Below are 24,624 nucleotides of genomic sequence, written 5' to 3' on the forward strand. Positions count from 1 at the left end.
AAAAGCCATTCTTCAAAAGTACGGCGTGTTGATAAGGGAGTCGGGAAAACGATGAAAGCAACAGAACACGGATATGAGGAGCAGCCCGTTATGGCGGGAAGTGAAGAATTAGAGCAAATTGAAATTGAGCTGCTTCTTGATGGGGTACACCGTTTATATGGCTATGATTTCCGGAATTATGCGTTGCCTTCATTGAAGCGACGCATCTGGCATCATGTTCATGCGGAGAATGTACTCAGCATATCCGCGCTACAAGAGAAGGTACTGCATGATCGTGCCTGTTTTGAACGATTTGTCTACAGTCTCTCTATTCCTGTTACTGAAATGTTCAGGGATCCGGGATTATTTCTAACCTTTCGCCAGAAGGTAGTTCCTTTGTTAAGAACTTATCCCTATATTCGTATCTGGCATGCCGGATGCTCCACTGGGGAAGAAGTTTATTCTATGGCCATCCTGCTACATGAAGAAGGGCTTTATGATAAGGCTCGAATTTACGCCACAGATATGAATGAGCGTTCTTTACAGCAGGCTAAGGAAGGCGTATATGATCTTAGCAGAATGAAGCAATACACTAAGAATTACTTGGAAGCAGGAGGTACTCGGGCATTCTCCGAATACTATACTGCAAAGTACAACTCGGTAATTTTACAACCTTATTTACGCAAAAATATTATTTTTGCTGAGCATAATCTGGCTACAGATACTTCCTTTAATGAGTTTAATGTTATTTTCTGCCGGAATGTAATGATCTATTTCAATGATGAGCTTCGTGATCATGTACACGGCTTGTTTCATGAAAGTCTAAGTCGCTTTGGAATTCTTGTGCTGGGCTCTAAAGAGTCCATTCACTTTTCAAAATATAGCGATTGCTATGAATCTTTAGATAGAGTGGAGAAAATATACCGTAACATAAAATAACGCATGTAGGAGGGTGGTCCTATGGGGTTTCAAGAACCAATTCATATACTACTAGTTGACGACCGTCCTGAAAATTTGCTGGCGCTGGAGGCAGTGCTTGAGAGCCAGCATTACGAGCTGATTAAAGCTACCTCCGGTGAAGAAGCGTTGCGCTGTTTGTTAAGGTATGATTTTGCTGTCATCGTACTGGACGTTCAGATGCCAGGTATGGATGGAATTGAAACTGCAAAATTGATCAAGGCCAGAGAAAAAACGAAGGAAATTCCTATTATTTTTATCTCTGCCAATAGCAAAGAAGCGGAGCATTTATTTGCGGGCTATTCGGCAGGGGCTATTGATTATATGGTCAAGCCTTTCATTCCTCAAATTTTGAAGTCTAAGATACAAGGCTTTGTCGAAATGTATATCACTAGCCAGAAGCATCAGACTCAAACCATGCTGCTACAGCAAAAGACGAATGAACTGGAAATCATAAACAGCGAGCTTATCAAGGCAAAGGAAGAGGCGGAGATTGCCTCTAAAGCAAAGTCGGAATTTCTAGCCATGATGAGCCATGAGATTCGTACACCTATGAATGGCGTAGTTGGCATGATTGATCTGTTAATGGAGACTAATCTTACTACAGAGCAAAAGGAATATTCGGAGATTATTCGGAAAAGTGCGGATACGTTGATTACGGTTATAAACGACATTCTTGATTTTACTAAAATGGAATCTGGAAAAATGGAAGTCGAGGAGCACTTGTTCGAACTCCGAAATTGTATTCAAGAGGTATTCAGTCTCTTTTCGATGGAAGCGGGAAAGAAGAACCTGGAGCTCGCTTATTTTATTGATCAGAAACTGCCTAGACTTTTATATGGGGATATGGCTCGTTTACGCCAAGTATTAATCAATCTGATCGCTAACGCAGTTAAGTTTACGAATCAAGGTGGGGTCTATTTAGTCGCCTCGATCAAGAACGCTGCTGATCATAAGCTGGAAGTTGAATTCACCATTATGGATACGGGGATTGGGATTTCTCCGGAAAAATGTGATCGATTATTTGAGCCCTTCTCGCAGCTTGATTCTTCCATGACACGGAAATATGGAGGAACAGGTCTGGGACTAGCTATATGTAAATCTCTTGTAGGAATGATGGGCGGAGAAATTCGGGTAGAATCGACGGAGGAAAAAGGAGCCACCTTTATCTTTACGATTCAGGCGTCCATGCCAGGAGAAGATTTGATAGGCGGATATCAAGAAGAGGAATCCATTCATCCTGTTTCCAATCAAGAGGGGAGAAGTAGAATCCTTGTTGTGGATGACCACCCCATCAATCAGCGTCTAATGGTCAGCATGCTGGATAAGCTGGGCTATGCGGCGGATATGGCTGAAGATGGTCAACAGGCGGTGGATATGGCGATTAAACATCCATATGATTTTATCTTTATGGACCTTCAAATGCCAGTGATGGATGGCTTGGAGGCAACTGCCCATATTCGTCGAGATGGCGGTTCTGCTGCCAAGAAGACTGTTATCATTGCAATGACTGCGAACGTCATGGAAGGGATTCAGAATCGCTGTAAGGATGCAGGAATGGATGATTACATCAGCAAACCGCTGAAGATGAGTAGTATAAAACAAATTATTTCTCGATATTCTAGTCACGATAATTTGATAGTTGAACCTGACATATCTATTTTCCAGGCGTAATCTAGTATTTACCAATAAGTTTTTTTACGTTGTTTGATTCAAGGGTATGTCATGAAGGTTATTAATATAGAAAATATTTGTTCAGGAGAGATCGCTTAATGAATACGCATAAAAGTAACAAATTCCATGCTAAGACAGAAACAAAAGGAAATGTATGCACAGTTTTCCTGAGCGGTGAACTTGATTTATCAGTTGCTTCCGATTTCCGTCTGGTAATGGAGCCGCTAGTGGGAGATACGAAACTAGATTTAGTTATTAATCTAAAGGAACTAAAATACATCGATAGCACAGGGATTGGTATTCTACTTTCGATCCTGAAGTCAAGACAAGGAATGGACGTTAAGTTTATGGTTGAGGATGTTCCTCCACAAATTCAGAAGCTGTTTGATATGACAGGTATTTCCAAGTTTTTTGCCTCCCAAGAGAATTCCCACTAGGAAAGGATAGAACAAAGAATGAGTGATGATGTGCAAAAAGTAATTCTTCAGCTGCCTGCTAGCGCAGAGTATGTGGATATTGTTAGGTTGAATTTATACGGCATTGCCTCGAAAATGGGTTTCACCTATGAGGATATAGAAGACATGAAAGTGGCAGTGTCAGAGGCGTGTAACAATTCAGTATTATATGCTTATGGTCAAAAAGACGGAGTAGTAGATGTTATCTTTGAGGTAGGAGCAAGTGCCTTATCCATAACAGTCAAAGACGAGGGGGAGAGCTTTGACGGTTTGGACAAGTCTAGTGAACGTATGACACTGCATGATAAGGAGTTAAGTGACGTTCAGGTTGGCGGGTTAGGGTTCTACTTAATGCAAGCGTTGATGGATGATGTTAGCGTCGTAAGTGAAGCCGGAAAAGGGACGGTGGTAACTTTGAAGAAACACCTTAATTTTAGCGAGGAGAAAGTATGAATGAAAAGGTGACTCCCCCCGAGTCCATGAATGAAGCAGTCACCCAAATTTGGGAGTACCAACAAACCAAGGATAACGATCAGGCAACGTTGCTGATTCAGAAATATGAGCCTATGGTAAAAATGGCTGCTGGAAAAATTTCACGCAACCGCCCCGACTTGTATGAGGATTTATATCAGGTCGGGCAAATGGCGCTCATCCGGTTACTGCAGCAGTATGATATCAGTCTCGGAATCCCTTTTGAGCCCTATGCGATGAAAAGTATGATAGGACATATGAAGAATTATCTGCGTGATAAATCTTGGTACATACAGGTTCCTAGACGGATTAAAGAAAAAGGAGCGCTTGTTCAACACGCGATTGATGAACTAACAGTTAAGCTTGAACGTTCTCCTGCGGTCGATGAGATTGCTCATTATCTTGATCTGTCTGTTGAAGAAACTGTAGAAGTACTGGCAGGTAGAGAATGTTACCATTATGTATCTCTAGATTCTCCGCTTTCTCAAGAAGAGACCGGAGCTACGCTAGGAGAGCTTATCAGCTCTGATGCGAATGATTATGAGACTGTAGAGAAACGAATGGATCTGCAGCAAGCACTAGGGCAATTGAAGGAGCAAGAGCAGCAAGTGTTGCTGCTAGCCTTCCAAGATGGTCAATCTCAGCGGGCAATCGCCCAGAAGCTGGGGGTTTCACAGATGAGCGTTTCACGGATACAGAAGCGGGCCACTGAGAAGTTAAAGCAGATTATGGCCAACTCATCCTATTGAGCTACTTAAAGGGTAGTATACATTACGTAGATTTGAACTCTACTGTTCGACGATAAGGACATGCCACTCTCCGTGCCTGGAGATTAGCATGTCCTTTATTTGTGTTCTACAGTTAGCTATTGGCATCGATGTATTTTTTGATTTCACCGAGATATTCTCCGATCACGGGAATATCAAGAAACAGACTAAGGATGTAGCCTAGTAGACCAAGGACTACGAACGTTCCGAGAGACAGCCCCAGACCTCGGGATATACCGGCCATCAAGTTTGTGATAATTCTTTTTTTCGGATCTGAGTAATTATCGAGAATATCTTTGAATTCTGATTTTTCCAGTGATTCAGCAATCTTGTCGAGGCGACTGTTTAAACGTTTGACTTCATGTCGTAGCTCGAAAGGGTGCTCATCAATTTCATGAGGTTTTGTTTGGCTATTTAAATCGCCCATGCATCATCCCTGCTTTCTGTAGCCCGAACGGGCATATATTAAGTATCAGCTAAATTCGCTGCAACGTTATAAAGGGTATAACTAAACAACAGCCAGCTGCGGACAGCTGGCTGTTGTTTGATTGAAGTCATAGCTGTGTAATGCTGTAGTTTAGTAGGTAGATTTATAGGAGGACTTTACATCCTCTTTTGCATCCTTAGCCTCATCGGCAACTTCTTTGGAGGTTGACTTGGCTTCCTCAGCCACATCTTTAGAGGCCTCTTTCACATCAGAGGCTACATTGTCTGAAGCTTCACTTACAGTTTCACCTATTTGGTGGCCAGCTTCTTGAAGGGTGGCAGCAATTTGTTGCTTGCTATCATTGACAGTAGTATAGATATCAGTGGCTTTAACTGAAACCGTACTAGCCAGATCGCTTGCTTTTTCACCTACCGTTGTGGCAATGGCTTTGGTTTTGTCAGTTACGATGCCAGCAACTTCTTTGGTCTTGTCTGTGGCAAGATTAAGTTTATCGGTTAGATCACTACGCATTTCACGACCAGGCTTTGGTGCGAATAACAGGGCAGCTGCTGCGCCTATTAAGCTACCAATAAAGATACCCTTTAAAAAGTTGCTACCATTATCCATTTCATTTTCTACTGCTTGTTCTAGGTTACTCATCACCAATCACTCCTTATAAGTTATCTTACTTCGTATATAAACTTTGGAGTATGGGCTGAAACAATTGATAAGCAAGGGCATTAGAATGTTATGGATGAATTATGGACGGCTTGGAATACCGCATAGTCGAATTCGGGTAGATTGAGATGGAGTAATGATGTGGTGGTTTCTGTTCGCATCTGCGTCTTTAGGTTTACCCAGGTAGAGTCCGTCCCGGACACAGGAATATTGATGTCAGCTATCACATCTTCATTGTTGAGCACGATTAAGAAACGGCTTTGTTCGTCCCACCGTTCATATACTAGCAGCATTGGGTGTTCTGGGATTTTCAGCGATTTAAAACCGCTACTCCGGAATGCAGTATGCGACTTACGAAGACCGATCGTCCAGCGGTAGTAATCGAACAGTTCTCTATTCTGTTTCTCGGCGTCCCACTCCATACATTTTCGGTTATCTGGGTCATATTTACCTTCCATACCGATTTCATCGCCATAATAAATACATGGTGCTCCCTGAATGGTCATTTGGAACAAAACGGCTAGCTTTAATCTCCGGATATCACCGCCGCAAAGTGTCAGGAACCGAGCTGTATCATGGCTGTCTAATAGATTGAAGGCGGCCTCATTAATTTGCTGCGGATAATTAGCTAGCATAGTAGCAATCGATAGAGAGAATTGTGCAGCATTGATTTGACCGTGGGTAAAGAAATTAATCTGAATATTTGTTAGTGGGTAATTCATCACGGCATCAAATTGATCGCCAAGTAGCCACGGCAAGGGATCATGCATGATTTCTCCTACGAGATAGGCTTCTGGATTGATGCTCTTGATCGTACTGCGGAATTGTCGCCAGAACGTATGAGAGACTTCATTTGCGACATCAAGCCGCCAGCCGTCTATACCAATTTCCTCAATCCAATAGCGACCAACATTCAGCAGATATTCTTTCACTTCAGGATTCTCAGTGTTGAATTTTGGCATGATAGGCTCAAATGCAAACGTGTCATAGGTAGGAATACTGTCGATGACCTGTGGTGGCCACTCACGTACATGAAACCAGTCAGCATAACGGGAAGATCGCCCATTGGCGAGCAGATCAACAAATGGAGGGAAAGTATGACCGCAATGATTAAAGACACCGTCTAGAATGACGCGGATGCCTTTGGAATGACAGGCGTCCACAAGCTCTTTTAGCAATGCGTTGGTCCCCAAATGAGGATCCACCAAGAAATAATCCTTTGTGTCGTATTTATGATTGGTAGTTGCCTCAAATAGAGGATTGAAATATATGGCAGTAATACCTAATTCACAGAGGTAATCCAAATGATCTAGTACACCCTGCAAGTCGCCTCCGAAGAAATTCCGGGGACTTGGCGTGCCTCCCCAATCTAGCACATCTGCTGGATCGTTGGTAGGATCACCATTTGCGAAACGCTCCGGGAAAATTTGATAAAACACTGCATCCTTCACCCATGATGGAGGGGAGTGTACATCTTCACGGTTCAAAAAAGGAAAGTCGAATAGGCCCTCATATATAATAGCTGGAGGTTCTGAGAAGAAGCCTTTTTCCAAATAATAAAGAACTTCATCACTATCATAAAGCGCAAAGTAATAAGCAAGTCTGTGATATATAGGACGGACGGCGGCCTGCCAATAATCGAATAAGCTGTCAGAAGCCAGATGCTGCATTGGAATGACCTCATGGGTTTTATCCCACCCGTATTTATCTCCGCAGAAAAGATCGATCTGTGACACATTGTCCCGTTTGGTTCTTATACGAATGTGTAGAGTAGACTCATCGTAGGCATATGACCAATTCTGTCCCATTCGATGATAAACGGCTTCTGGTTGAATCATATTCAATTTTCATCCCTTCGCGGCATGTAAACGCAAAAAAGGGCCAACCTCATGATTTTCGGAGGTTGAACCCTTGGTGGTTTCATTGCCTTTAAATTTTGTCTGAATCTTAACATACCCCTCAAGATCAAAGCAAGAGATTATTTCAAATGAATTTACAATGTGGAATATTTAGTATGCAATTGAAATAAAGAGAAAATATAAGGAAGAACAAGAAAAGCATTATTAAATCGTCCCGTTTGGGTCCATATTCTTATTGCAATCCAAATTATGGGTATTATAGAATGAGGGCGAACGAACTTGATTTTTCGTAATACGCATACAAATTAAAGGCACTGTTACCTGGAAAGGTACAACCTCGGCACTTTGTGCAAATGAGGTTGTACCTTTTTTGTTTGCTTCTTTTTCTATGCGTGTTAGGTCTGATCACTCATGAACAAAGGGGAGATGAGCAAATGAAGAAGAGTAAACGTTCTAAAATGCAAGCGGTATCATTTACTTTGGCCTTAAGTCTACTGTTGGCCTTGACCGTTACGGCTTGCGGTTCAGGCAATGGGAACTCAACGGCACAGCCGAACTCAAGCCCGAATTCCGCAGTGAACGAGCCGGGGGGGACTACAAATGAGACGAATCCCGCCGAAGAGGAATTGAAGCCGGAAGCAGGAGCTAAATTGATGGTCTGGGAAGCCAAGGAGCAGGTTGAATACATGAAGCAGTTAGCTGCTGATTTTGAAAAAGAATACGGCGTTCCTGTCACCGTTGAGGAATTGTCGGGTGGCGATCAGGGGGCAAGACTGGCAACGGACGGCCCATCCAAAATAGCTGCCGATGTATTGACTCTCCCGCATGATCAGATCGGTCAGGCCGTTACAGCGGGGCTGCTTTTGCCTAATGATGTGTTTGAGGAAGAAACGAGATCTACTATGGTGGAGACAGCCATTCAGGCATCGACTTATGACGGTATCCTGTACGGTTATCCTAAATCGGTGGAAACCTATGCGTTGTTCTACAACAAGGACCTGATTTCCGAAGCTCCAAAAACCTGGGATGATGTGGTTGCTTTTGCCAATACGTACAATAAGCCGAAAGAGAACAAATTTGCGATCATGTGGGAGTTTGTCGGGTACTACAGCTATCCGTTCATCGGCAGCTTTGGCGGGTACATCTACGGTGACAACAATACGAATGCCAAGGATATCGGATTGAATAACGAAGGCACCGTCAAAGGATTCACCTTTCTACAGAGCTTAAAAGGAATTCTGCCATTAAATGCAGGAGATATCACCTATGACGTTAAAACCCAATTGTTTCAGGAAGGCAAGCTGGCGATGAACATCGACGGGCCTTGGTCGATAGCAGCGTTCAAGGATCATGTCAACCTAGGTGTGGTTCCTCTTCCAAAGGGACCTGACGGACAAGACAGCGTTTCTTTTTCCGGCGTCAAATCGTATTATGTCAATTCCTATACGGCATATCCGATCGCGGGACGCTTATTCGCGCATTTTGCAAGCAGCAAGGAGAATCAGCTCAAGAACTTTGAAATGACGGGAGCCATTCCTGCGAGCATTGAAGCTGGGGAAGCTCCGCAAATCAAAGATGATCCAATTATTAGTGGATTCTTCGAGCAGTTCCAGCACTCTGTGCCGATGCCTTCCATTTCGGAAATCAAATCCGTCTGGGAACCGCTTAAGGCAGCATTTGTATCCCTGTGGAACGACCCGGGTCTTGATGTCAAGAAGACACTGGATCAGACAGTAACAACGATTCAAGCCGATCTGGAGTCGAAGTAAAGGACAGGTGATTTGACCGATGCCCAAAAAAATAGGCGCAGCGTTACTCTCGGCTGTTATTCCGGGACTGGGCCAGTTCTACAACCGACAGTGGCTGAAAGGATTGGTATTCCTGCTGGTGGGGTCTGCCGGGATCTATTTTATCGTTTATGATCTGACCGGTTATTTACGCGGCTTGATCACACTTGGTGAATTCCCTAGTCGTATGGTCAAGGTTGGAAAGCTGACTCGGATGGTGGAAGGCGACCATTCCATTTTTATGATGATTGATGGTTTGATCGCTTTGCTGGCGCTGCTCTTTTACACAGCCTTTCATGTACTGAACATCAGAGATGCTTTCCTGGTTGGAGCAGCGCGGGACGGGAGATGGACCATTCATTCCTTCGGTGAATCGCTCAGACATATGGGTCGTAGAAATTTTGCTTATCTTGTACTCGCGATTCCCTTTGTGGCTGTAGTTTTTCTGACGATATTACCGCTTATCTTTTCAGTATTCCTGGCATTTACGAACTATGCCGATCCGATTCTTCCGCCCGCGCATCTTGTGGACTGGGTGGGCTTCGGGAATTTCAAGAAGATGATAAGTCTGGATGTATGGAGTTCTACCTTCGGTGGAGTGTTAACTTGGACACTGATCTGGGCGGTTATTGCCACCGTGACGACTTACATTGGAGGTGTGCTCATTGCCGTGCTTATTCACCAACCCCGTGTTCGGTGTAAAAAGCTTTGGCGTACACTTCTGATCGTTCCCTTCGCCATCCCTAATATGATCTCTCTGCTCGTTATGCGCAATATGTTCAATAATCAGTTCGGACCGATTAATAGTTATTTAAGAGCTGTGGGACTGGATGGGGTGGCGTGGCTGACCGATCCATTCTGGGCCAAGGTTACAGTTATTCTGGCTAATATGTGGATCGGAATTCCGGTTACGATGATTCTGGCCTTTGGGGTACTGACAACGATTCCGAGGGATATGTACGAAGCGGCTGAAGTGGACGGAGCCGGGGCATTCTACAAATTTCGCATGGTTACACTACCCATGGTGCTGTTCGCGACCGCTCCTATCCTGATCATGCAGTTTGCAGGTAACATTAACAGCTTTAACGTCATTTATCTAATGACGAACGGAGAACCGGTCAATCCTAATTACCAGTATGCGGGCCATACCGATCTACTGGTGACTTGGCTCTATAAACTGGCGCTTAACCAGTCGCAGTACAGCTTTGCTTCTGTAATCGGGATTGTCATCTTCCTGATGGTCGCGACCTTCTCCATCTGGAGCTATCGCCGAACGCGATCCTACAAAGAGGAGGATATGATTGCATGAAGCCAAAACTGACGGAAGCAATAAAAACAATTGAAAGCCATTTGCTACTGATTGTGCTCAGTTTTATTAGTCTTTTTCCAGCCTTCTGGATTATTATGTCTTCATTCAAGACAGGAAACAGTCTGTTCAGTGACTCGTTGATTCCTAAACATTTCACATTCATCCATTACAAGGAGCTTTTTGAACAAACTAAATATTTGATCTGGTTCATGAATACGCTAAAGGTTGCGGTGCTGTCTACGCTACTTGGCACCTTTCTGTTGCTGTTAACTTCGTATGCGATTTCTCGTTATCGATTCAAGGGCAGAAAGGCGACACTGACCGTGCTCTTAGTTCTGCAGATGTTTCCGGGATTCATGGCGATGATTGCGGTTTACGTGCTGCTAAACACACTTGGACTACTGAATTCTCATTGGGCACTTGTACTCGTATACAGTAGCGGCGCTATTATCACGAATGTTTTTGTGGCTAAAGGTTTTTTTGATACCATTCCTAAAAGTCTGGAAGATGCTGCGCGGATGGACGGGGCTAGCCATATGAAGGTTTTTCTCTCTATCATGATCCCGCTATCCAAACCGATGCTTACCTATGCCAGTCTTATGATATTTAACGGTTGCTTTGTAGATTTCATATTCGCTGACCTTGTATTGCGTACGGAAGAGACGAGAACGCTCGCTGTAGGTCTTTTTCGGATGGTGAATCAAAGCAATTCTACCGAATTCACATTGTTCGCCGCCGGAGCGGTGCTGGTTGCTCTCCCAGTCACCTTGCTGTTCATTTTCCTTCAGCGTTTCCTAGTGGACGGTTTGACCGCTGGTGCGAGCAAAGGATAGTTCGAATGGTATCCCATCGTACAGAATTGCTGAATTCCATAAAAACCATTTCAATCTCAGAAGAGCAAGAATCTGAGGAGGAAGTGGTTTTTTTTAAAATATCAGAAAGTATAAGCTTGTTTGAAAGCTTCATGATTGAAGAATGATGAAAATAGGAGTAAAATTCCTCATGGAACTAACACTTAAGGGAGTATGTGGTGTACAAAAAATCCCCGGAGCACGGGGTTATTGTCTAGCATTTATTAAATGTAGAATACTAATAAATCCTTGTGAGTTATAGAGCATCTAGAGAAAAGAGGAGAGGTACCATGGAAACAGTATTAGTACGAGAGTATCGGGCGGATTTGCTGGAATGTGTCCATAGTGGACATATTGCTATCGTAGGAGAAAATGGAGCTGTAAAGGGATATGCAGGCGATCCTGAGTTTGTATCCTTTACCCGTTCTGCGGCCAAACCACTTCAGGCTATCCCGGGCATTCGTGGAGGAATCATGGAGCATTATGGTTTTACACCCGCTGAGGTTGCTCTGATGACTGCTTCGCACCGAGGAGAGAGCTATCATGTTGCCGCGCTAGAGAACATTTCCTCCAAGATCGGCATCGATGAGCAACAAATGATATGTGCGACAAGCTACCCGCTGGATTATACGAGTAGGGAGAATGCCATTCGTGGCGCGGGCAAAAGAAAGTTCTATCATAACTGTGCTGGCAAGCACATGGGGATTTTATCGTACAATAAGCTCAAAGGGCTGCCACTTGAAGAATACGCACAGCCAGAGCAAACGGTACAGCGTGAGATTATAGATACCATCGCTTATATGGCTGGCGTGGCACCAGACAGTATTGGCCTAGGTACGGACGGATGTGGTCTTCCGGTATTTGCTATGCCTCTAACAGCCTTGGCGACTGCGTATTTAAAATTAGCTAATCCTGATTTAATTGCTGACGAGGCTACCCGCAAAGCGGTCACTACGATTACTGCGGCGATGAATACTCATCCGGAGATGGTTTCTGGTTATGGACGCCTCGATTCAATTCTTTTGGAAGATGATAATATTATTGCTAAGGGTGGATTTAAGGGCGTGTATTGCTTCGGCTTGCGCCGTGAGCGACTGGGCATTGCCTTCAAGATTCTGGATGGATCAGAAGAAGAGTGGGGACTTATTGTACAGGGAATTCTAAATCAGATAGGATACAGTCAGAAAAGTACCTTGGAAAAGCTTCGCAAAGCATTTTCAGGTGTGATCTACAATGACGGTGGTACACGGGTAGGCCATGCGGATACAGTATTCCAGCTTCATTTCATGAAATAAAAACATAAAAAAGAAGCCCCTCGCGGCGCATCCATTCTCTGGATACGCAGTGAAGGGCTCTTTTTGTACGCGCAGAACAATTATTTCTGACGTAGACGACCGAGCTCGGAGACGAGCGCTTCCACCTGAGAAATACTGAGTCTATCGCTGCCCATAGCTACCTCATAGACATCGAAGATATCTTCATATTTATCTACTGAAAAAGCTGAGGCTTGCATCGCAGCAGCACTAGCCATCTTAAGCTTGTTCTTGATGGCCTCGATCATATATTCAACATTTTCCTGACTAGGTTGTGTTAAGTCCATAGGGTTAATAACATCCTCTCTGTATACTGATCCATGTATTTTACCATGTTTGTGAGCTTGATCACCATTTTTTTGTCGGGCCCACAGAAATCATGTTAAATTAAAGGCATGAAATCAAAAATATCATCGAAGGGAGGAAAGGTATTGGCAATCAGAGAACAGGGAAGCGGAAAACGAAGCAAGATGGACGATGTAGGATTGGTGACCTTTTTTATGGAAATTGCTGCGCTGTATTCAGTTGAGAAGGTCACATTTCTGTGTATCGGAACGGATCGTTCTACAGGTGATGCTCTCGGTCCATTAACTGGCAGCAAACTTCTGGAATACGGCTTTCCGCACGTGATCGGTACGTTGCCATCTCCTTGCGATGCAGATAATTTGGTGGCCAGAGTCGCTGAGATTCCATCTGAGCATATCATTATTGCTGTGGATGCTTGCCTAGGACCTCCAGTAGCTCTTGGATATTACTTCGTTTCGAATGAACCGTTACAGCCAGCACAATCAGTGGGTGTATGCCTTCCCGCAGTGGGGCATTATAGTTTGGCTGCGATTGTAGATATCAATGGCCCGAAGCCCTATCGGACACTGCAGACTACTCCGCTACATAGAGTTATGGTTATGGCTGAACAAATTGCCGCCGCAGCAGCAAAAGGGTTTGGAATTGGACGTTAAGAACAGGGTGTCGGTTTCAAGGAGAGCTGTTTTGCTTAATAATAGATATTAGTTAATATATCTTAGTATTTTGGAAAGAGGGAAGCAGCCATGGAAAGAGTACGTTGTGACGGAAGCAATATTTGCTACAGTGATCAGGGGAAAGGCGAGGTTATTGTATTACTGCATGGCTTTTGTGGAAGTGCTGAATACTGGGAACAAGTCATTCCCATTTTAAGCAGCGACTACCGAGTGATTGCTCCCGATTTACGTGGTCATGGAGCTTCAGAGGCTCCACTAGGACCCTATACGATTGAACAAATGGCAGATGATGTACTAGGCTTGTTAGATACACTTGAAATTTCTGAATGCACCATGCTGGGACATTCACTTGGTGGATATATTACACTTTCGTTCGCGCAGCGTTATGCCTCTCGATTGAAGGGCTTCGGATTAATCCATTCTACGGCATATCCGGATAGTGAAGAAGCTCGGGAGAATCGCTTGAAAAGTGTCAGCAGAATTCAAAATGAAGGTATTACTCCTTTTGTGGACAGCTTTGTCCCAGGAATTTTTGCTGAAGCAACCGCTTCTGCATCACCGCAGCTGCTGGAACGAGCAAAAGAAATTGGCTACAAAACGCCACCGCAGGGGGCAGCAGGAGCAGCGTTAGCTATGCGCGAACGTCCAGATCGACGTGATGTGATCACAGCTACCACGCTGCCAGTACTACTTGTTGCTGGCGAGCAGGATGGACTCATTCCTGCGGAGCGCACCTTTACTTCGGATAAACCAAACATAACGCAAGCTACGATTTCTGGAGCAGGCCACATGAGCCTCTTTGAAGCTCCTGAACGGTTAGCAGAGGTTATCAAGGAATTCGCCCAAACTACGGTGAACAGCCATGTGTGATCGCTGAAATAATAATTTAAAAAGAGGCAGCTCCGCGTCAAAGTAACTGGCGTGGGCTGCCTCTTTTTCTGGGATACGATACTTGGTATTTTGCGACATAAACAGAAGGAACTTAGTCATTCTTTTTCCTATAATTGCTTTGGTGGCAGAGCGTAGTGCAATGGTTTAAGATAAATGAATAGCACACACATAATAATTGGATACGAAAGCTTGATAGTTACAGTATGGAAAAGGGGGAAGTTCATGTTCCGAAGAGACTATATTGTCCGGATGATTGAAGATATGACGGCGATGGTTGCCAAGGTTCTAACTCTGAAGCAGGAGCGGAAGACAACGGAAGCCTTATGGGAAATTGATGAGCTGTTGAACCGATATTTTCCGCTGAACTCACGTCTTTTAAATTCACTATCTGTAGAAGATATCATAGATATGTTCCGTTTTAACGGTGTGTTGGAGTCTGATAAGCTTCAAGGTGTAGCCAAACTCCTTAAGGAAGAAGGCAGCATTTATGCTGCAAGTGGCGATAATGACGCAGCACTATTCAGAAGCATGAGGGCACTGCATTTATATGTGTACGCTGATTTGCACGGTGCTGATCGAGAAATGCTGCAGATGACAGCTGATATCGATGAACTCCTGGAGGAAGTCAAGGCGTATCGTCTTCCAGCCAAGACGGAACGCCTGCTGCTTAAGTATATGGAGTCAGTAGGGCGATATGGTAAAGCGGAAGATAGCTTGTACAGACTCTTGGAGCAAGGTGAAGATGTTACAGGAGAGGGAGAAGCACTGTATAATAGGTTACTGCTTAAATCACCTGCTGAATTGGAGAATGGCTCGCTTCCACTGGAGGAAGTGGAGCAGGGCTTGAAAGAATGGCACAGGATTACAGAGGCTCGGAAGGAGTTCGAAATTTTATGAGCAATCCATTATATATTGTCGATGCCTTTGCAGAGAAAGCTTATTCAGGAAACCCGGCAGCTGTATGCTTGCTGAAGCATCCAGTCGACGAGGCATTTATGCTGAAAACAGCAGCAGAAATGAATTTGTCAGAGACAGCCTTTCTCTGGCCGGAGAATGAGGGATATAGACTGCGTTGGTTCACGCCCAAGGTTGAGGTCAACTTATGCGGTCATGCTACGCTTGCAAGTGCACATGTATTGTGGGAGGCGGGATTACTAGATCCTACAGTAGAAGCTAAGTTTTACACACGCAGTGGGTTGCTCAGAGCTTCTCGTTCAGGTGATCTAATCTCACTGTACTTCCCGCCTTATGAGCTTGCGCCATCTCCTACCATTCCGGGTCTTACAGAAGCACTTGGTATTATCGAAGAGAATGTGGTGGAAACTATGCTATATGCTGACAGTGTGCTAGTACAACTCGATCAGGAATCCCGAGTGCGTGAACTGCGCCCTGATTTTGTGGCTTTATCCAAGCTTCAAGGAAGAGCCTTCGCAGTTACTGCAAAAAGCTCCACGGTAGGCATGGATTGTGTGTCACGGTTCTTTGCACCGAAGATGGGTGTTAATGAGGATCCGGTTACAGGCTCTGCGCATACTGCGCTGGCACCTTATTGGGCTAATCGACTAAACCGTACGCAGTTGACCGCCTATCAAGCTTCCGAACGTGGGGGTTTGCTTCAGTTAGAGGTAACCAAAGAGCAGATTAAGATATCAGGCCGAGCATTCACTATAGTTAGTGGAGAGCTCCATGTTAAGCCCTACTAGGATACCTCTTGTAGAGCCGTGATATAATGGTACGATGATGGTTAGGAGACATAGATTCTCCATTTTTAATCCCGAAAGTGAGATGTGCGTTGTGGAATCTTTAACAGCTCTTATTAAACAACTGATAAATGACCGTACCTTGATTATGGCTACCCTAAGCCAAGTGCGCTATAAAGGGGAGACTTGTACGAAGGTGCAGATTAAACCTATCGAACTAAAGGGTAAGCTGCACTATCAGTTTGCATCTTATATTGGTACAAAGGTTGAACATCGCAACGTACCAGCAGAATTAGCGGCGGAGGACATGGCTCTTTTATTCAGAGAGACATTCCGTCAAGGTCTGTTATGTACAGTAGAAGCGGATTATCAGGTGCTGATTAGCAAGAAATTCAAAGTATCGATCCTTACTAAGTCTCCAACTAAAAAGGAAGAACCGGATCTAGCGCACAACCGCCGCAAGCGTTATGTACTGGAAGATGGGGACCCTGTACCATTCCTTGTGGAGCTCGGCATTATGAACAGAGAAGGTAAAGTTCTGGCCAAGCGATACGATAAGTTTCGGCAGATCAACCGTTTCTTGGAGATGGTCGAGGATGTACTTGCCGATCTCCCAACCGGGCGGCCTTTGACGATTGTTGATTTTGGCTGTGGTAAATCGTATTTGACCTTTGCCCTTTATCACTATTTGACCGTTCGCAAGAAGCGGGAGCTTAATATTATTGGACTAGATTTGAAAGCTGATGTAATTGAGCATTGCAATGAACTTGCTACGAAGATCGGTTACGATCACCTGAAGTTCCTAGTTGGAGACATTGCCGAGTACAATGAGCTGGATCAGGTAGATATGGTTATAACGCTTCATGCCTGTGACACAGCTACAGATGCCGCACTCGAAAAAGCAGTACGCTGGGGCGCTTCCGTCATCTTGTCTGTGCCTTGCTGCCAGCATGAATTATTCGCACAAATTGAGAATGAAGTAATGAATCCAATGTTGTCGCATGGGATACTTAAGGAGCGGTTCTCAGCCTTGGCTACGGATGCTATCCGCGCCAAATTGCTCGACATGATGGGCTATAGCAGCCAGCTGCTAGAATTCATCGATTTGGAGAATACACCGAAGAATATTTTGATCCGCGCCGTTAAGAGCTCGGGTGGTGATAACGCCGTTAAATGGCGTGAATATACCGCATTCCGCGATTTTATTGGGGCGAAGCCTTACCTCGAGCGCGTATGCGCTGATCTGCTCCCGAGCGAAAGTTCGTCGGTGCAAGGGTAGCACGACGTTTCAGGAGAGTAAGTTGGTTTAGTTGTATTTTGTGCAACTAAATACGCTCTGAAGATGCTTTATTGTGAATTAGTTGCACTCTGTACACTTAAAAACGAACAACTCTCCTTATTTGGCGGGATTCTCGAAAAATAGTTGTACATTATGCAATTACACTAGGACGTAGTAGAGAATATCAGAGGTTAGTTGTACTTTTTGCAACTAAATAGCTATTAATGAGCATTAGGACGGTACAGCTCCTTCGTGGAGAGGTATCGTCCTTTTTGCATTCTAGTTTTACAAAGGGTAAATGTGGAGATAATAGAGATACTTAACGAATACAGGGGTATCCAAATGTGGAGCGTTAAAAAAGAGCGGAGTAATTCAATAGTAGTATATATTAGTGCGGCCTTAGTGATAACAGCTGGAGTAGGAGCTTGTTTGTTGCGGGGATTTTTTTTTACGGAGGAGATGTACCTCTTTCTGACCCTATGGTTCGTGCTGTGCTCTGCGGTCTTGCTTTATTTGTTCATTGGAGTGGGCGAGTGGAGAAGTAAGGCAGGGGGAGTAAGTGGAGTACGTGGAGCTGTGAAAATAATATTAATCGCTCCTTTGGTTGTTCTATCGCTCTATGTGATTCATTGGCTGAGGGAACCTGTTTCGGCACAGGGTACTATGAATGAAGTACTACGGTGGGGCTTGTACGCTAGCTTTGCGTTTTTGGTTTGTTTTTGCGCATTGAATCGGTTGGGGCGTCAGCTTATCATTGCCGCGTGGACCATTTTGGGTATGGTTTTAAGCTTGAGTGCTTTGCTGGCTGTATACGGGGTGATTGATTTGCCTTTCGCTATGGCCTACAGCGGCTCATCAGAAGTAAGTGTCACAGGTGCCAGATTAGCAGGGGTGATGGAATATCCCAATACCTTTGGTGCTGTGATGGCTGTTTTTGTGCTTGAGCGACTGTTTGCTGTCGCCGTTTATTATGTAAAGCCGCAGAAGAGCGTGGAGATGTGGGGAGCAGGAGGACGTAGTGTTGGGCGAGAGTGTGGGGGCACAGGAGTAGATTATGCTGGGGTAGAAGGTGGGCGTGAAAACGCAGGGTCAAAGTGCGCAGAGGTGGAACGAGGGCGTGAAAAAATAGGGGGAAGATGCGTAGGTGTGGAGCAAGGTGAGTCGGGAAATACGGCCGCCGCGCTGCTGCGCTTGCTGCCGCTGTTCCCGTACGCCGCCGCGTTGCTCCTCAGCGAGTCGCGCGGCGCGTGGCTGACGGCGGCTTGCGCCTGCGCCGCCGTCTTGCTCTGGAAGCGGCAGCTTATCGCGCCGCTTCTTGCCGCTGGTGCCGCGCCTGTGGCCGCCGCGGCGCTGCTCTACCGCCAACTGGCCCGTGCCGGGTTGGCGGTAGAGCCTTTGCCCGGCCTGCTGATGCTGGCCGGGCTTTGGGCCGGCGCGTTGCTAGCCGGCCTATGGCTGTGCCGCCGCCAGCACAGCGCGGCGGGGAGTGCCCGAGCCGCCATGCTGGCATTGGCGGCGGCAGGTTGGACGGCGGCGGGCACCGCCGTCCTCCTGCACGTGCGCGAGCGGATCACCGGACCGTCGTCGACGGTATCCGCGCGTGGTCTTTTCTACCGCGACGCCTGGCGGCTAGCGGCAGAGGCACCTTGGCTGGGACGCGGGGGCGAGACTTGGCGGAGTTCATACCTCTCCGCCCAATCTCGCCCTTATGTAGGCAGCCAAGTGCACAATGGATACCTCGACATCCTGTTGAACCTAGGATTTGTCGGCCTCGCAGCCATCCTTATTATGCTGCTAGCAGCAGGCTGGCTGCTGGCTAAGAGATCGCAGCGGCTGCTGCCGGCATTTTTGGTTATCGTTTTACATAGCGCAGTCGATTTTGACTGGAGCTACGGTTTAATCTGGCTGCTGCTTTTTTGGCTGCCAGCGCTTGCCTTGGCCGAACATGAGCAGAAACATCAATCTGCGATTGCCCGCTTTACATCCATGAGTTTGCTCACTCGCTCTGCCTCCGCGCCGTTGCTACCACTGCACTCTGCCACCGCGCCGTTGCAGCCACCGCGCTCAGCCACCGCGCCGTTGCAGACACCGCACTCTGCCACCGCGCCGTTGCAGCCACCGCGCTCAGCCACCGCGCCGTTGCAGCCACCGCACTCTGCCACCGCGCCGTTGCAGCCACCGCGCTCAGCCACCGCGCCCTTGCAACTAACGCACTCTGCCTCCGCGCCGTTGCAGCCACCGCGCTCAGCATCCGCGCCGTTGCAGCCACCGCACTCGGCGTCCGCGCCGTTGCAGCCACCGCGCTCTGCGTCCGTGCCCCCGCAGCCACCGCACTCTGGTTCCGCGCGCAAACCCGTACCCCTATTTCCCCGCCGTCTATTCATTACTGTCGCCGGTTGCCTTTGCCTAATGCTATCCGTATTGTCCTATCACGCTGCCCAAGGAGAGAGGTTCTACCGACAAGCTGTTCAAACGGTTGATCCCTATGTGAAGGCAGATCTGCTACAGCAATCACTGGCATGGAATCCTCGTTCACCCCGAACAGCTGTAGTATTATCTAGGCTGCTTACGAGCGAACAAAGCGTGAGTATACTCCAGAAGAGTTTGCTGTACTCCCCGGAGATTGCAAGTTTAAGCTGGGAGCTAGCTGAACGTTGGATAAGAAGTGATCATCCGGGAGCGGCGTTATATTGGATACGCCAGAGCATTAGGCTGGATAAATACAACAATACCAAGTGGGTAAAGGCGATCGAAGGGATGCTTATCATGGGGCAAACCAAGCTTGCAGAAGGAAATCGAAAGGAAGCACTAATCTGTGTTGCATCCGGGAACGAACTTCTTCGTGAATATACAATGTTGGCAGAAGAGGAAGCTAGTAAAGGAGAGCAACATAATGACCGCGAATTCCGAATGACTCAAAAAGCCGACGACTTGAGTCGGCGGCTTCTTATGTTGGCTTTACGATTTTAACTGACGTGCAATAATCCAGGAGTATAGAACAGGAACGATAATAGCAAGTACAAGTGCCGTAATAATAAGGGCTTGAGACCAGACTCCGCTCAAAAAGGCTCCCGCAAAAATAAGTAAACCACCAATCATCCACATTCCTCCCGAGAGGCGATGCGTTTTTCGCCACACCTCCGGGTTAGAGAGCGTCCATGCTGTACGAACACCAAACAAGTAATTATCTTTTACCTGTGGCATGTAGTTGCCGAGCGCTATAAACATCACTCCGAGGGCTCCTATAGCAATTTTGCCCACGTTAATATCTTTACCTAGACCGTAAGCAACCGACAGCACCAGCATGAGATTAAAAAGCACCCCAATAGCGAGTCTGCTCATGGCATAGGCATTTTCAAACTTCTTGTAATTTTCCCGCTTAGGGTCGATACTGCGTGTGAACTGCATGATCAGCGGGAGCACAATCCCCAGGATTCCGAACATGAAAATAGCTATGTTTTTATCCCAAGACCGGTTAACTTTACCGGTAATTCCCCACTGCGCAGGCAATTCCTGCGGCAGCTTACCATAATTGATTAAAGCGTAAGCTAGTGAAGCTAAACCTAATACTACAATGAGTGTATCCTGCCATCTCCATTTGAAATCTTTCATCATCAATCAGCCTCCTTCTCAGAATCGATACTCTGACGACTTTGTTTTCCCGTACCTGTTAGCTCAAGCAGCCAGCCAAGAACCTCTTCAAGAACCGTCGTATTTAATGAATACATAATGAACTGTCCTTTTCGCTCATCCTGTACCAGATCGGCATGCTTCAGTGCATTCAGATGGTGGGAAATGCTTGGCTTAGACATGTTAAAAAAATCGGCAATTTCACCCGCTGTCCGGTCTTTTTCCCTTAGTAACCGAATGATTTGGCGACGGGTAGGGTCAGCAAGTGCTTTGAAAGATTCATTCATATTCCACCCAGCCTTTCGATATTTAGGTAATTATCTAAATATATAATAACCATTCATTCTCTTATCTGTCAATGCCGTATTCCCCTCATTATGATTGAGAACGAAAGTGTCACCGAATCTTTATAATTACCGACGGTTGGGGCTCAGTCCTTGCTAATACTAACTGTGGGCATGTACTCAATGTATGGATCGAATCAAAGAAGCGGAGGAGAGGGCATATGATGCTGACAAATAAAGTTGCAGTTGTTACAGGCGCTGGTTCTGGGATTGGGGAAGCGATTGCTCTTCTTTTTGCCCAGCAGGGGGCTAAGGTTATTGCTGCGGACATCCAACTGGCGAATGTTGAAGCGGTGGCCAAAAAGGCAGAGCAAGGCAAAGAGAAGGGGTCTATCTATCCTGTGCAGGCAGATGTCTCAAAGGAAGAGGATACACAGCGAATGATTGAAGCCGCGAGTACACAATTTGGTGGCCTTCATATTCTCGTTAATAATGCGGGGATTATGGATAAAATGACTCCGGCTCACGAGATCTCAGATGACTTATGGGAAAACGTGTTTGCGGTTAACGTCACCGGACCTATGAGAGCGATCCGTAAGGTGCTGCCGATATTTATGACACAGCAAAGTGGATGTATCATCAACGTAGCTTCTATCGGTGGCTTAGCTGGATCTCGTGCCGGTGTGGCGTATACTGCCTCCAAGCATGCTGTCATCGGTATGACCAAAAATATAGGGTTTCAGTACTCGAAGCTCGGAATTCGCTGCAATGCCATAGCCCCTGGTGGGGTCAAGACTAATATTGACTTGGCTAATCCGAGTGCTTTTGGTAGTCAAAAAGCAGGAGAAGGTATGGCGTCGATGCCACGGACAGGAGAAAGCAGCGAGATCGCATCGATAGCCTTATTCTTGGCTTCAGATGCTGCGAGCTTCGTGAATGGTGCAGTAATAACGGCGGATGCCGGATGGACCGCTTATTAAAAGACCGGTTTGATATTCCTTATTAACTTTTAGATTTTAGCTAAAAAAGGTGTCCATTTTCATCTTCATTGGTGGAAATGCACATCTTTTTCGGTTATGTGGGTTTCTCCAACTCTTTTTAAGAGAGGTTCGAAATAGGGTAACGGCCTGCCGCTGTAAGTAGATGTGATAAGCTTGCATGTGCTAGAATAGGCTAAGAGAAACTGGGAAATAGAGCAGAGCGGCAGTGCTTTTTAAAATATAAGAATTTATAAGTTTAGCATCTATACTTGATGTTCTTATATTTCTCGCTTAAACGCACAGCGTCCTTATAAAGACGTCGATGGTGTTTATGCTTGATACATAGCCATATTCTGCGGAAAAGGGAGGAGGAGTACGGTTGCATGTTATTTCTGATCTGATCTCGACATTGTTTGAATGGATTCAGAGTCTTGGTTATTTTGGGATTATGATCGGACTTATGATTGAAGTTATTCCGAGTGAAATTGTACTGGCTTTCGGTGGCTTTTTAGTATGGAGTGGAGATATTAATTTTTTTGGTGCCGTGTTATTCGGTACGATCGGCGGAGTCATTGCACAGATTTTTGTATATTGGATTGGTCGTTATGGTGGCAGACCTGTTCTGGAGAAATACGGGAAATATATTTTTATTCAAAAGAAGCATATTGACCATTCGGAAGAGTGGTTCAATAAATACGGGACTGGCGTAATCTTTACAGCACGTTTTATTCCCGTTGTTCGTCATGCCATTTCCGTTCCAGCTGGAATATCGAAAATGCCTTTAGGTAAGTTCACTTTGTTGACTACGCTTGCTGTTATTCCATGGAGTGCTTTGTTTGTATATCTGGGTTTTACCCTGGGGAATAAATGGGAAGATATTGACAAAGTGGCAGCTAAGTATACCAACGAAATTATACTTGTAGCGATCGCTTTGATCATCATTTACTTTGTGTTTAAATGGTACAAATCCAAGAAAAAGGGGACTACAAAATGAAGCGAAATGTAGCTCATAAGTTTGGAAAAGGCCTAACGCCGCGCCAATTCGTAGAAAGTATGACGAAGAATCAACAGGATTTTGAATCCTGGTATGAGAAGTTTACTTGGGAAGATGAGAACGATAAGGAATATTTCGAAAGTCTGAACCATCGTGACGATTTGCGGGTACTTATTCTTGCAGCGGATTGGTGTGGGGATGTAGTTCGCAACATTCCTGCTGTATTCCGTATTCTGGAGACGGCGGGGATGAAGACTGAGGTATTCATTTTGGAAGAGAATCTGGAGCTCATGGATGATTTCTTGACCATGGGTGGAAGATCTGTCCCAGTCGTGATTTTTGCGGACACTGGCGGATATGTGCTTGGACATTGGGGTCCTCGTCCTGAGCATGTGCAGAGTATAATGAGAGAGTTTAAACGTGAGAATCCTGATCGTGAGGCCGCTGATTACGACAGCAAAATCGCAGAAGCACGTAAGGCCATGGGGCAAGCCTATGGGGAAGGAACGGAATATCAGACAGTTATCGCAAAAGAACTGCGTAGTCTGATTTCCGGATTCTAAACCGATGCTAAATATACGTTCATTTAATCTAGGTCCGCTTCAGACGAATGCCTACCTACTGACAGGTGCGGATCCTGCGAAGGGTATCATCATAGATCCAGGTATGAATCCTGCTGCATTAGTGCGGAGTATCGAAGGGATGGAAATCGAAGCTATTTTGTTAACACATGCACATTTTGATCATATGGGCGGTGTAGACGAAATTCGTAAAGCTAAGAAATGCCCTGTTTATTTACATCCACTTGAAAGTGAATGGCTAAGCAGCCCCAAGCTGAACGGTTCACTAATGTGGTCGGAGGTGTCACCTCCTCTAGCTACAGATCCTGCGGAATATGATCTGGCAGAAGGGCAAGTTCTGCAGCTCATTGGACACACCTTCCGTGTGTACCATACACCTGGTCACTCTCCAGGCAGTGTAAGTTTCCTTTGTGGAAATGATTTATTCTCTGGAGATGTACTGTTTAAGATGGGGGTTGGGCGCACAGATTTGCCTGGTGGTAGAGAACGAGATCTGTTCGATTCTATTCGTAGCAAGCTGTACAAAATGGATGATGAAGTGAAGGTTTATCCAGGTCATGGCCCACGGACAACGATTGGATATGAAAAGATTCGCAACCCTTATGTTCCTCAATAAATGTGGTTCTAGTAGAACCGACAAAAACCGAGGAAGTTTTGATAGACAAAAGACTACAAAAGGACTACAATGAGGTTAATTAAATGTAACATTTACCTCGCGAAGCACGCAGACTGCGGAATTAATCCCGGTTTGCGTTCTTTTTTTTGTCTTCATATAGGC

At 45.6% G+C, this 24,624-nt stretch carries 25 protein-coding genes; 19 read left to right on the top strand and 6 right to left on the bottom strand.

The features are described 5' to 3' along the window. Positions 1-90: 90 nt before the first annotated feature. From NSS67_RS06660 to NSS67_RS06680, 5 genes are all read left to right on the top strand, one after another. Complete coding sequence (locus NSS67_RS06660; RefSeq protein ID WP_339320518.1) at positions 91-918, top strand: protein-glutamate O-methyltransferase CheR; 828 nt, start codon at positions 91-93, stop codon at positions 916-918. A gap of 21 nt (positions 919-939) precedes the next feature. Continuing rightward, positions 940-2,610, top strand: a complete 1,671-nt coding sequence (locus NSS67_RS06665; protein WP_339318837.1) for a response regulator — start codon at positions 940-942, stop codon at positions 2,608-2,610. A gap of 98 nt (positions 2,611-2,708) precedes the next feature. Continuing rightward, positions 2,709-3,047: an STAS domain-containing protein gene (locus NSS67_RS06670; RefSeq protein ID WP_042131044.1), complete on the top strand. Its 339-nt coding sequence runs from the start codon at positions 2,709-2,711 to the stop codon at positions 3,045-3,047. Between the two features lie 18 nt (positions 3,048-3,065). Further along, the gene (gene rsbW, locus NSS67_RS06675; protein WP_339318838.1) at positions 3,066-3,518 is read left to right on the top strand and encodes an anti-sigma B factor RsbW; all 453 of its coding nucleotides are present in this window, start codon (positions 3,066-3,068) and stop codon (positions 3,516-3,518) included. Continuing rightward, complete coding sequence (locus NSS67_RS06680) at positions 3,515-4,285, top strand: sigma-70 family RNA polymerase sigma factor (RefSeq protein WP_339318839.1); 771 nt, start codon at positions 3,515-3,517, stop codon at positions 4,283-4,285. Before rsbW ends, NSS67_RS06680 begins: the two co-directional genes overlap by 4 nt. A gap of 112 nt (positions 4,286-4,397) precedes the next feature. On the opposite strand, the gene NSS67_RS06685 is transcribed toward NSS67_RS06680, so the two are convergent. The 3 genes from NSS67_RS06685 to NSS67_RS06695 all read right to left on the bottom strand — a co-directional run bounded on the left by NSS67_RS06685 (position 4,398) and on the right by NSS67_RS06695 (position 7,246). Continuing rightward, positions 4,398-4,730 (bottom strand): DUF5665 domain-containing protein, encoded by a 333-nt coding sequence (locus tag NSS67_RS06685; RefSeq protein ID WP_339318840.1) that lies wholly within the window; start codon positions 4,728-4,730, stop codon positions 4,398-4,400. Between the two features lie 150 nt (positions 4,731-4,880). Continuing rightward, entirely contained in the window at positions 4,881-5,390 is a 510-nt protein-coding gene (locus tag NSS67_RS06690; RefSeq protein ID WP_339318841.1) for a YtxH domain-containing protein, read from the bottom strand. Positions 5,391-5,470: 80 nt separating this feature from the next. Continuing rightward, a complete protein-coding gene (locus NSS67_RS06695) occupies positions 5,471-7,246 on the bottom strand; it encodes a glycoside hydrolase family 13 protein (protein ID WP_339318842.1) in 1,776 nt (591 codons plus the stop codon). 455 nt (positions 7,247-7,701) lie between these two features. Between NSS67_RS06695 and NSS67_RS06700 the strand changes: the two genes are divergently transcribed. The 4 genes from NSS67_RS06700 (at position 7,702) to NSS67_RS06715 (ending at position 12,509) form a co-directional block, all read left to right on the top strand. After that, entirely contained in the window at positions 7,702-9,036 is a 1,335-nt protein-coding gene (locus NSS67_RS06700) for a maltose ABC transporter substrate-binding protein (protein WP_339318843.1), read from the top strand. Positions 9,037-9,055: 19 nt separating this feature from the next. After that, the gene (locus NSS67_RS06705; RefSeq protein WP_339318844.1) at positions 9,056-10,363 is read left to right on the top strand and encodes an ABC transporter permease subunit; all 1,308 of its coding nucleotides are present in this window, start codon (positions 9,056-9,058) and stop codon (positions 10,361-10,363) included. After that, complete coding sequence (locus tag NSS67_RS06710) at positions 10,360-11,196, top strand: sugar ABC transporter permease (RefSeq protein ID WP_339318845.1); 837 nt, start codon at positions 10,360-10,362, stop codon at positions 11,194-11,196. The genes NSS67_RS06705 and NSS67_RS06710 overlap by 4 nt, the downstream gene beginning before the upstream one ends. Positions 11,197-11,504: 308 nt before the next feature. Continuing rightward, the gene (locus NSS67_RS06715) at positions 11,505-12,509 is read left to right on the top strand and encodes an asparaginase (RefSeq protein ID WP_339318846.1); all 1,005 of its coding nucleotides are present in this window, start codon (positions 11,505-11,507) and stop codon (positions 12,507-12,509) included. An 80-nt stretch (positions 12,510-12,589) separates the two neighbouring features. Here NSS67_RS06715 and NSS67_RS06720 read toward each other — a convergent pair whose 3' ends face one another. Then, the gene (locus NSS67_RS06720) at positions 12,590-12,814 is read right to left on the bottom strand and encodes a DUF1128 domain-containing protein (RefSeq protein WP_042191840.1); all 225 of its coding nucleotides are present in this window, start codon (positions 12,812-12,814) and stop codon (positions 12,590-12,592) included. 144 nt (positions 12,815-12,958) lie between these two features. Between NSS67_RS06720 and yyaC the strand changes: the two genes are divergently transcribed. From yyaC to NSS67_RS06750, 6 genes are all read left to right on the top strand, one after another. Continuing rightward, positions 12,959-13,486, top strand: a complete 528-nt coding sequence (gene yyaC / locus NSS67_RS06725) for a spore protease YyaC (RefSeq protein ID WP_339318847.1) — start codon at positions 12,959-12,961, stop codon at positions 13,484-13,486. 90 nt (positions 13,487-13,576) lie between these two features. Then, on the top strand, positions 13,577-14,377 hold the full coding sequence (locus tag NSS67_RS06730; protein WP_339318848.1) for an alpha/beta hydrolase: 801 nt from the start codon (positions 13,577-13,579) through the stop codon (positions 14,375-14,377). Positions 14,378-14,620: 243 nt separating this feature from the next. Then, positions 14,621-15,295, top strand: coding sequence for a DUF6483 family protein (locus NSS67_RS06735; RefSeq protein WP_339318849.1), 675 nt, complete (start codon positions 14,621-14,623; stop codon positions 15,293-15,295). Next, positions 15,292-16,101, top strand: a complete 810-nt coding sequence (locus NSS67_RS06740) for a PhzF family phenazine biosynthesis protein (RefSeq protein ID WP_339318850.1) — start codon at positions 15,292-15,294, stop codon at positions 16,099-16,101. The genes NSS67_RS06735 and NSS67_RS06740 overlap by 4 nt, the downstream gene beginning before the upstream one ends. 82 nt (positions 16,102-16,183) lie before the next feature. Further along, on the top strand, positions 16,184-17,377 hold the full coding sequence (locus NSS67_RS06745) for an SAM-dependent methyltransferase (protein ID WP_339318851.1): 1,194 nt from the start codon (positions 16,184-16,186) through the stop codon (positions 17,375-17,377). Between the two features lie 429 nt (positions 17,378-17,806). Continuing rightward, positions 17,807-20,347, top strand: coding sequence for an O-antigen ligase family protein (locus NSS67_RS06750; RefSeq protein ID WP_339318852.1), 2,541 nt, complete (start codon positions 17,807-17,809; stop codon positions 20,345-20,347). On the opposite strand, the gene NSS67_RS06755 is transcribed toward NSS67_RS06750, so the two are convergent. Both NSS67_RS06755 and NSS67_RS06760 read right to left on the bottom strand, forming a co-directional pair. After that, complete coding sequence (locus tag NSS67_RS06755) at positions 20,336-20,992, bottom strand: SdpI family protein (protein ID WP_339318853.1); 657 nt, start codon at positions 20,990-20,992, stop codon at positions 20,336-20,338. The genes NSS67_RS06750 and NSS67_RS06755 overlap by 12 nt on opposite strands. Continuing rightward, positions 20,992-21,294, bottom strand: a complete 303-nt coding sequence (locus NSS67_RS06760; protein WP_339318854.1) for an autorepressor SdpR family transcription factor — start codon at positions 21,292-21,294, stop codon at positions 20,992-20,994. The genes NSS67_RS06755 and NSS67_RS06760 overlap by 1 nt, the downstream gene beginning before the upstream one ends. A gap of 218 nt (positions 21,295-21,512) precedes the next feature. Between NSS67_RS06760 and NSS67_RS06765 the strand changes: the two genes are divergently transcribed. From NSS67_RS06765 to NSS67_RS06780, 4 genes are all read left to right on the top strand, one after another. Next, the gene (locus NSS67_RS06765) at positions 21,513-22,271 is read left to right on the top strand and encodes a glucose 1-dehydrogenase (RefSeq protein WP_339318855.1); all 759 of its coding nucleotides are present in this window, start codon (positions 21,513-21,515) and stop codon (positions 22,269-22,271) included. 379 nt (positions 22,272-22,650) lie between these two features. Further along, entirely contained in the window at positions 22,651-23,265 is a 615-nt protein-coding gene (locus NSS67_RS06770) for a DedA family protein (protein ID WP_339318856.1), read from the top strand. Beyond that, on the top strand, positions 23,262-23,828 hold the full coding sequence (locus NSS67_RS06775) for a thioredoxin family protein (RefSeq protein WP_339318857.1): 567 nt from the start codon (positions 23,262-23,264) through the stop codon (positions 23,826-23,828). Before NSS67_RS06770 ends, NSS67_RS06775 begins: the two co-directional genes overlap by 4 nt. Before the next feature lie 4 nt (positions 23,829-23,832). After that, positions 23,833-24,462 carry an MBL fold metallo-hydrolase gene (locus NSS67_RS06780; protein WP_339318858.1) on the top strand — a complete coding sequence of 210 codons (630 nt, stop codon included), beginning with the start codon at positions 23,833-23,835 and terminating at the stop codon, positions 24,460-24,462. The last annotated feature ends 162 nt before the right edge of the window (positions 24,463-24,624 follow it).

Source organism: Paenibacillus sp. FSL R10-2734 (assembly GCF_037963865.1).
Lineage (GTDB): Bacteria > Bacillota > Bacilli > Paenibacillales > Paenibacillaceae > Paenibacillus_AQ.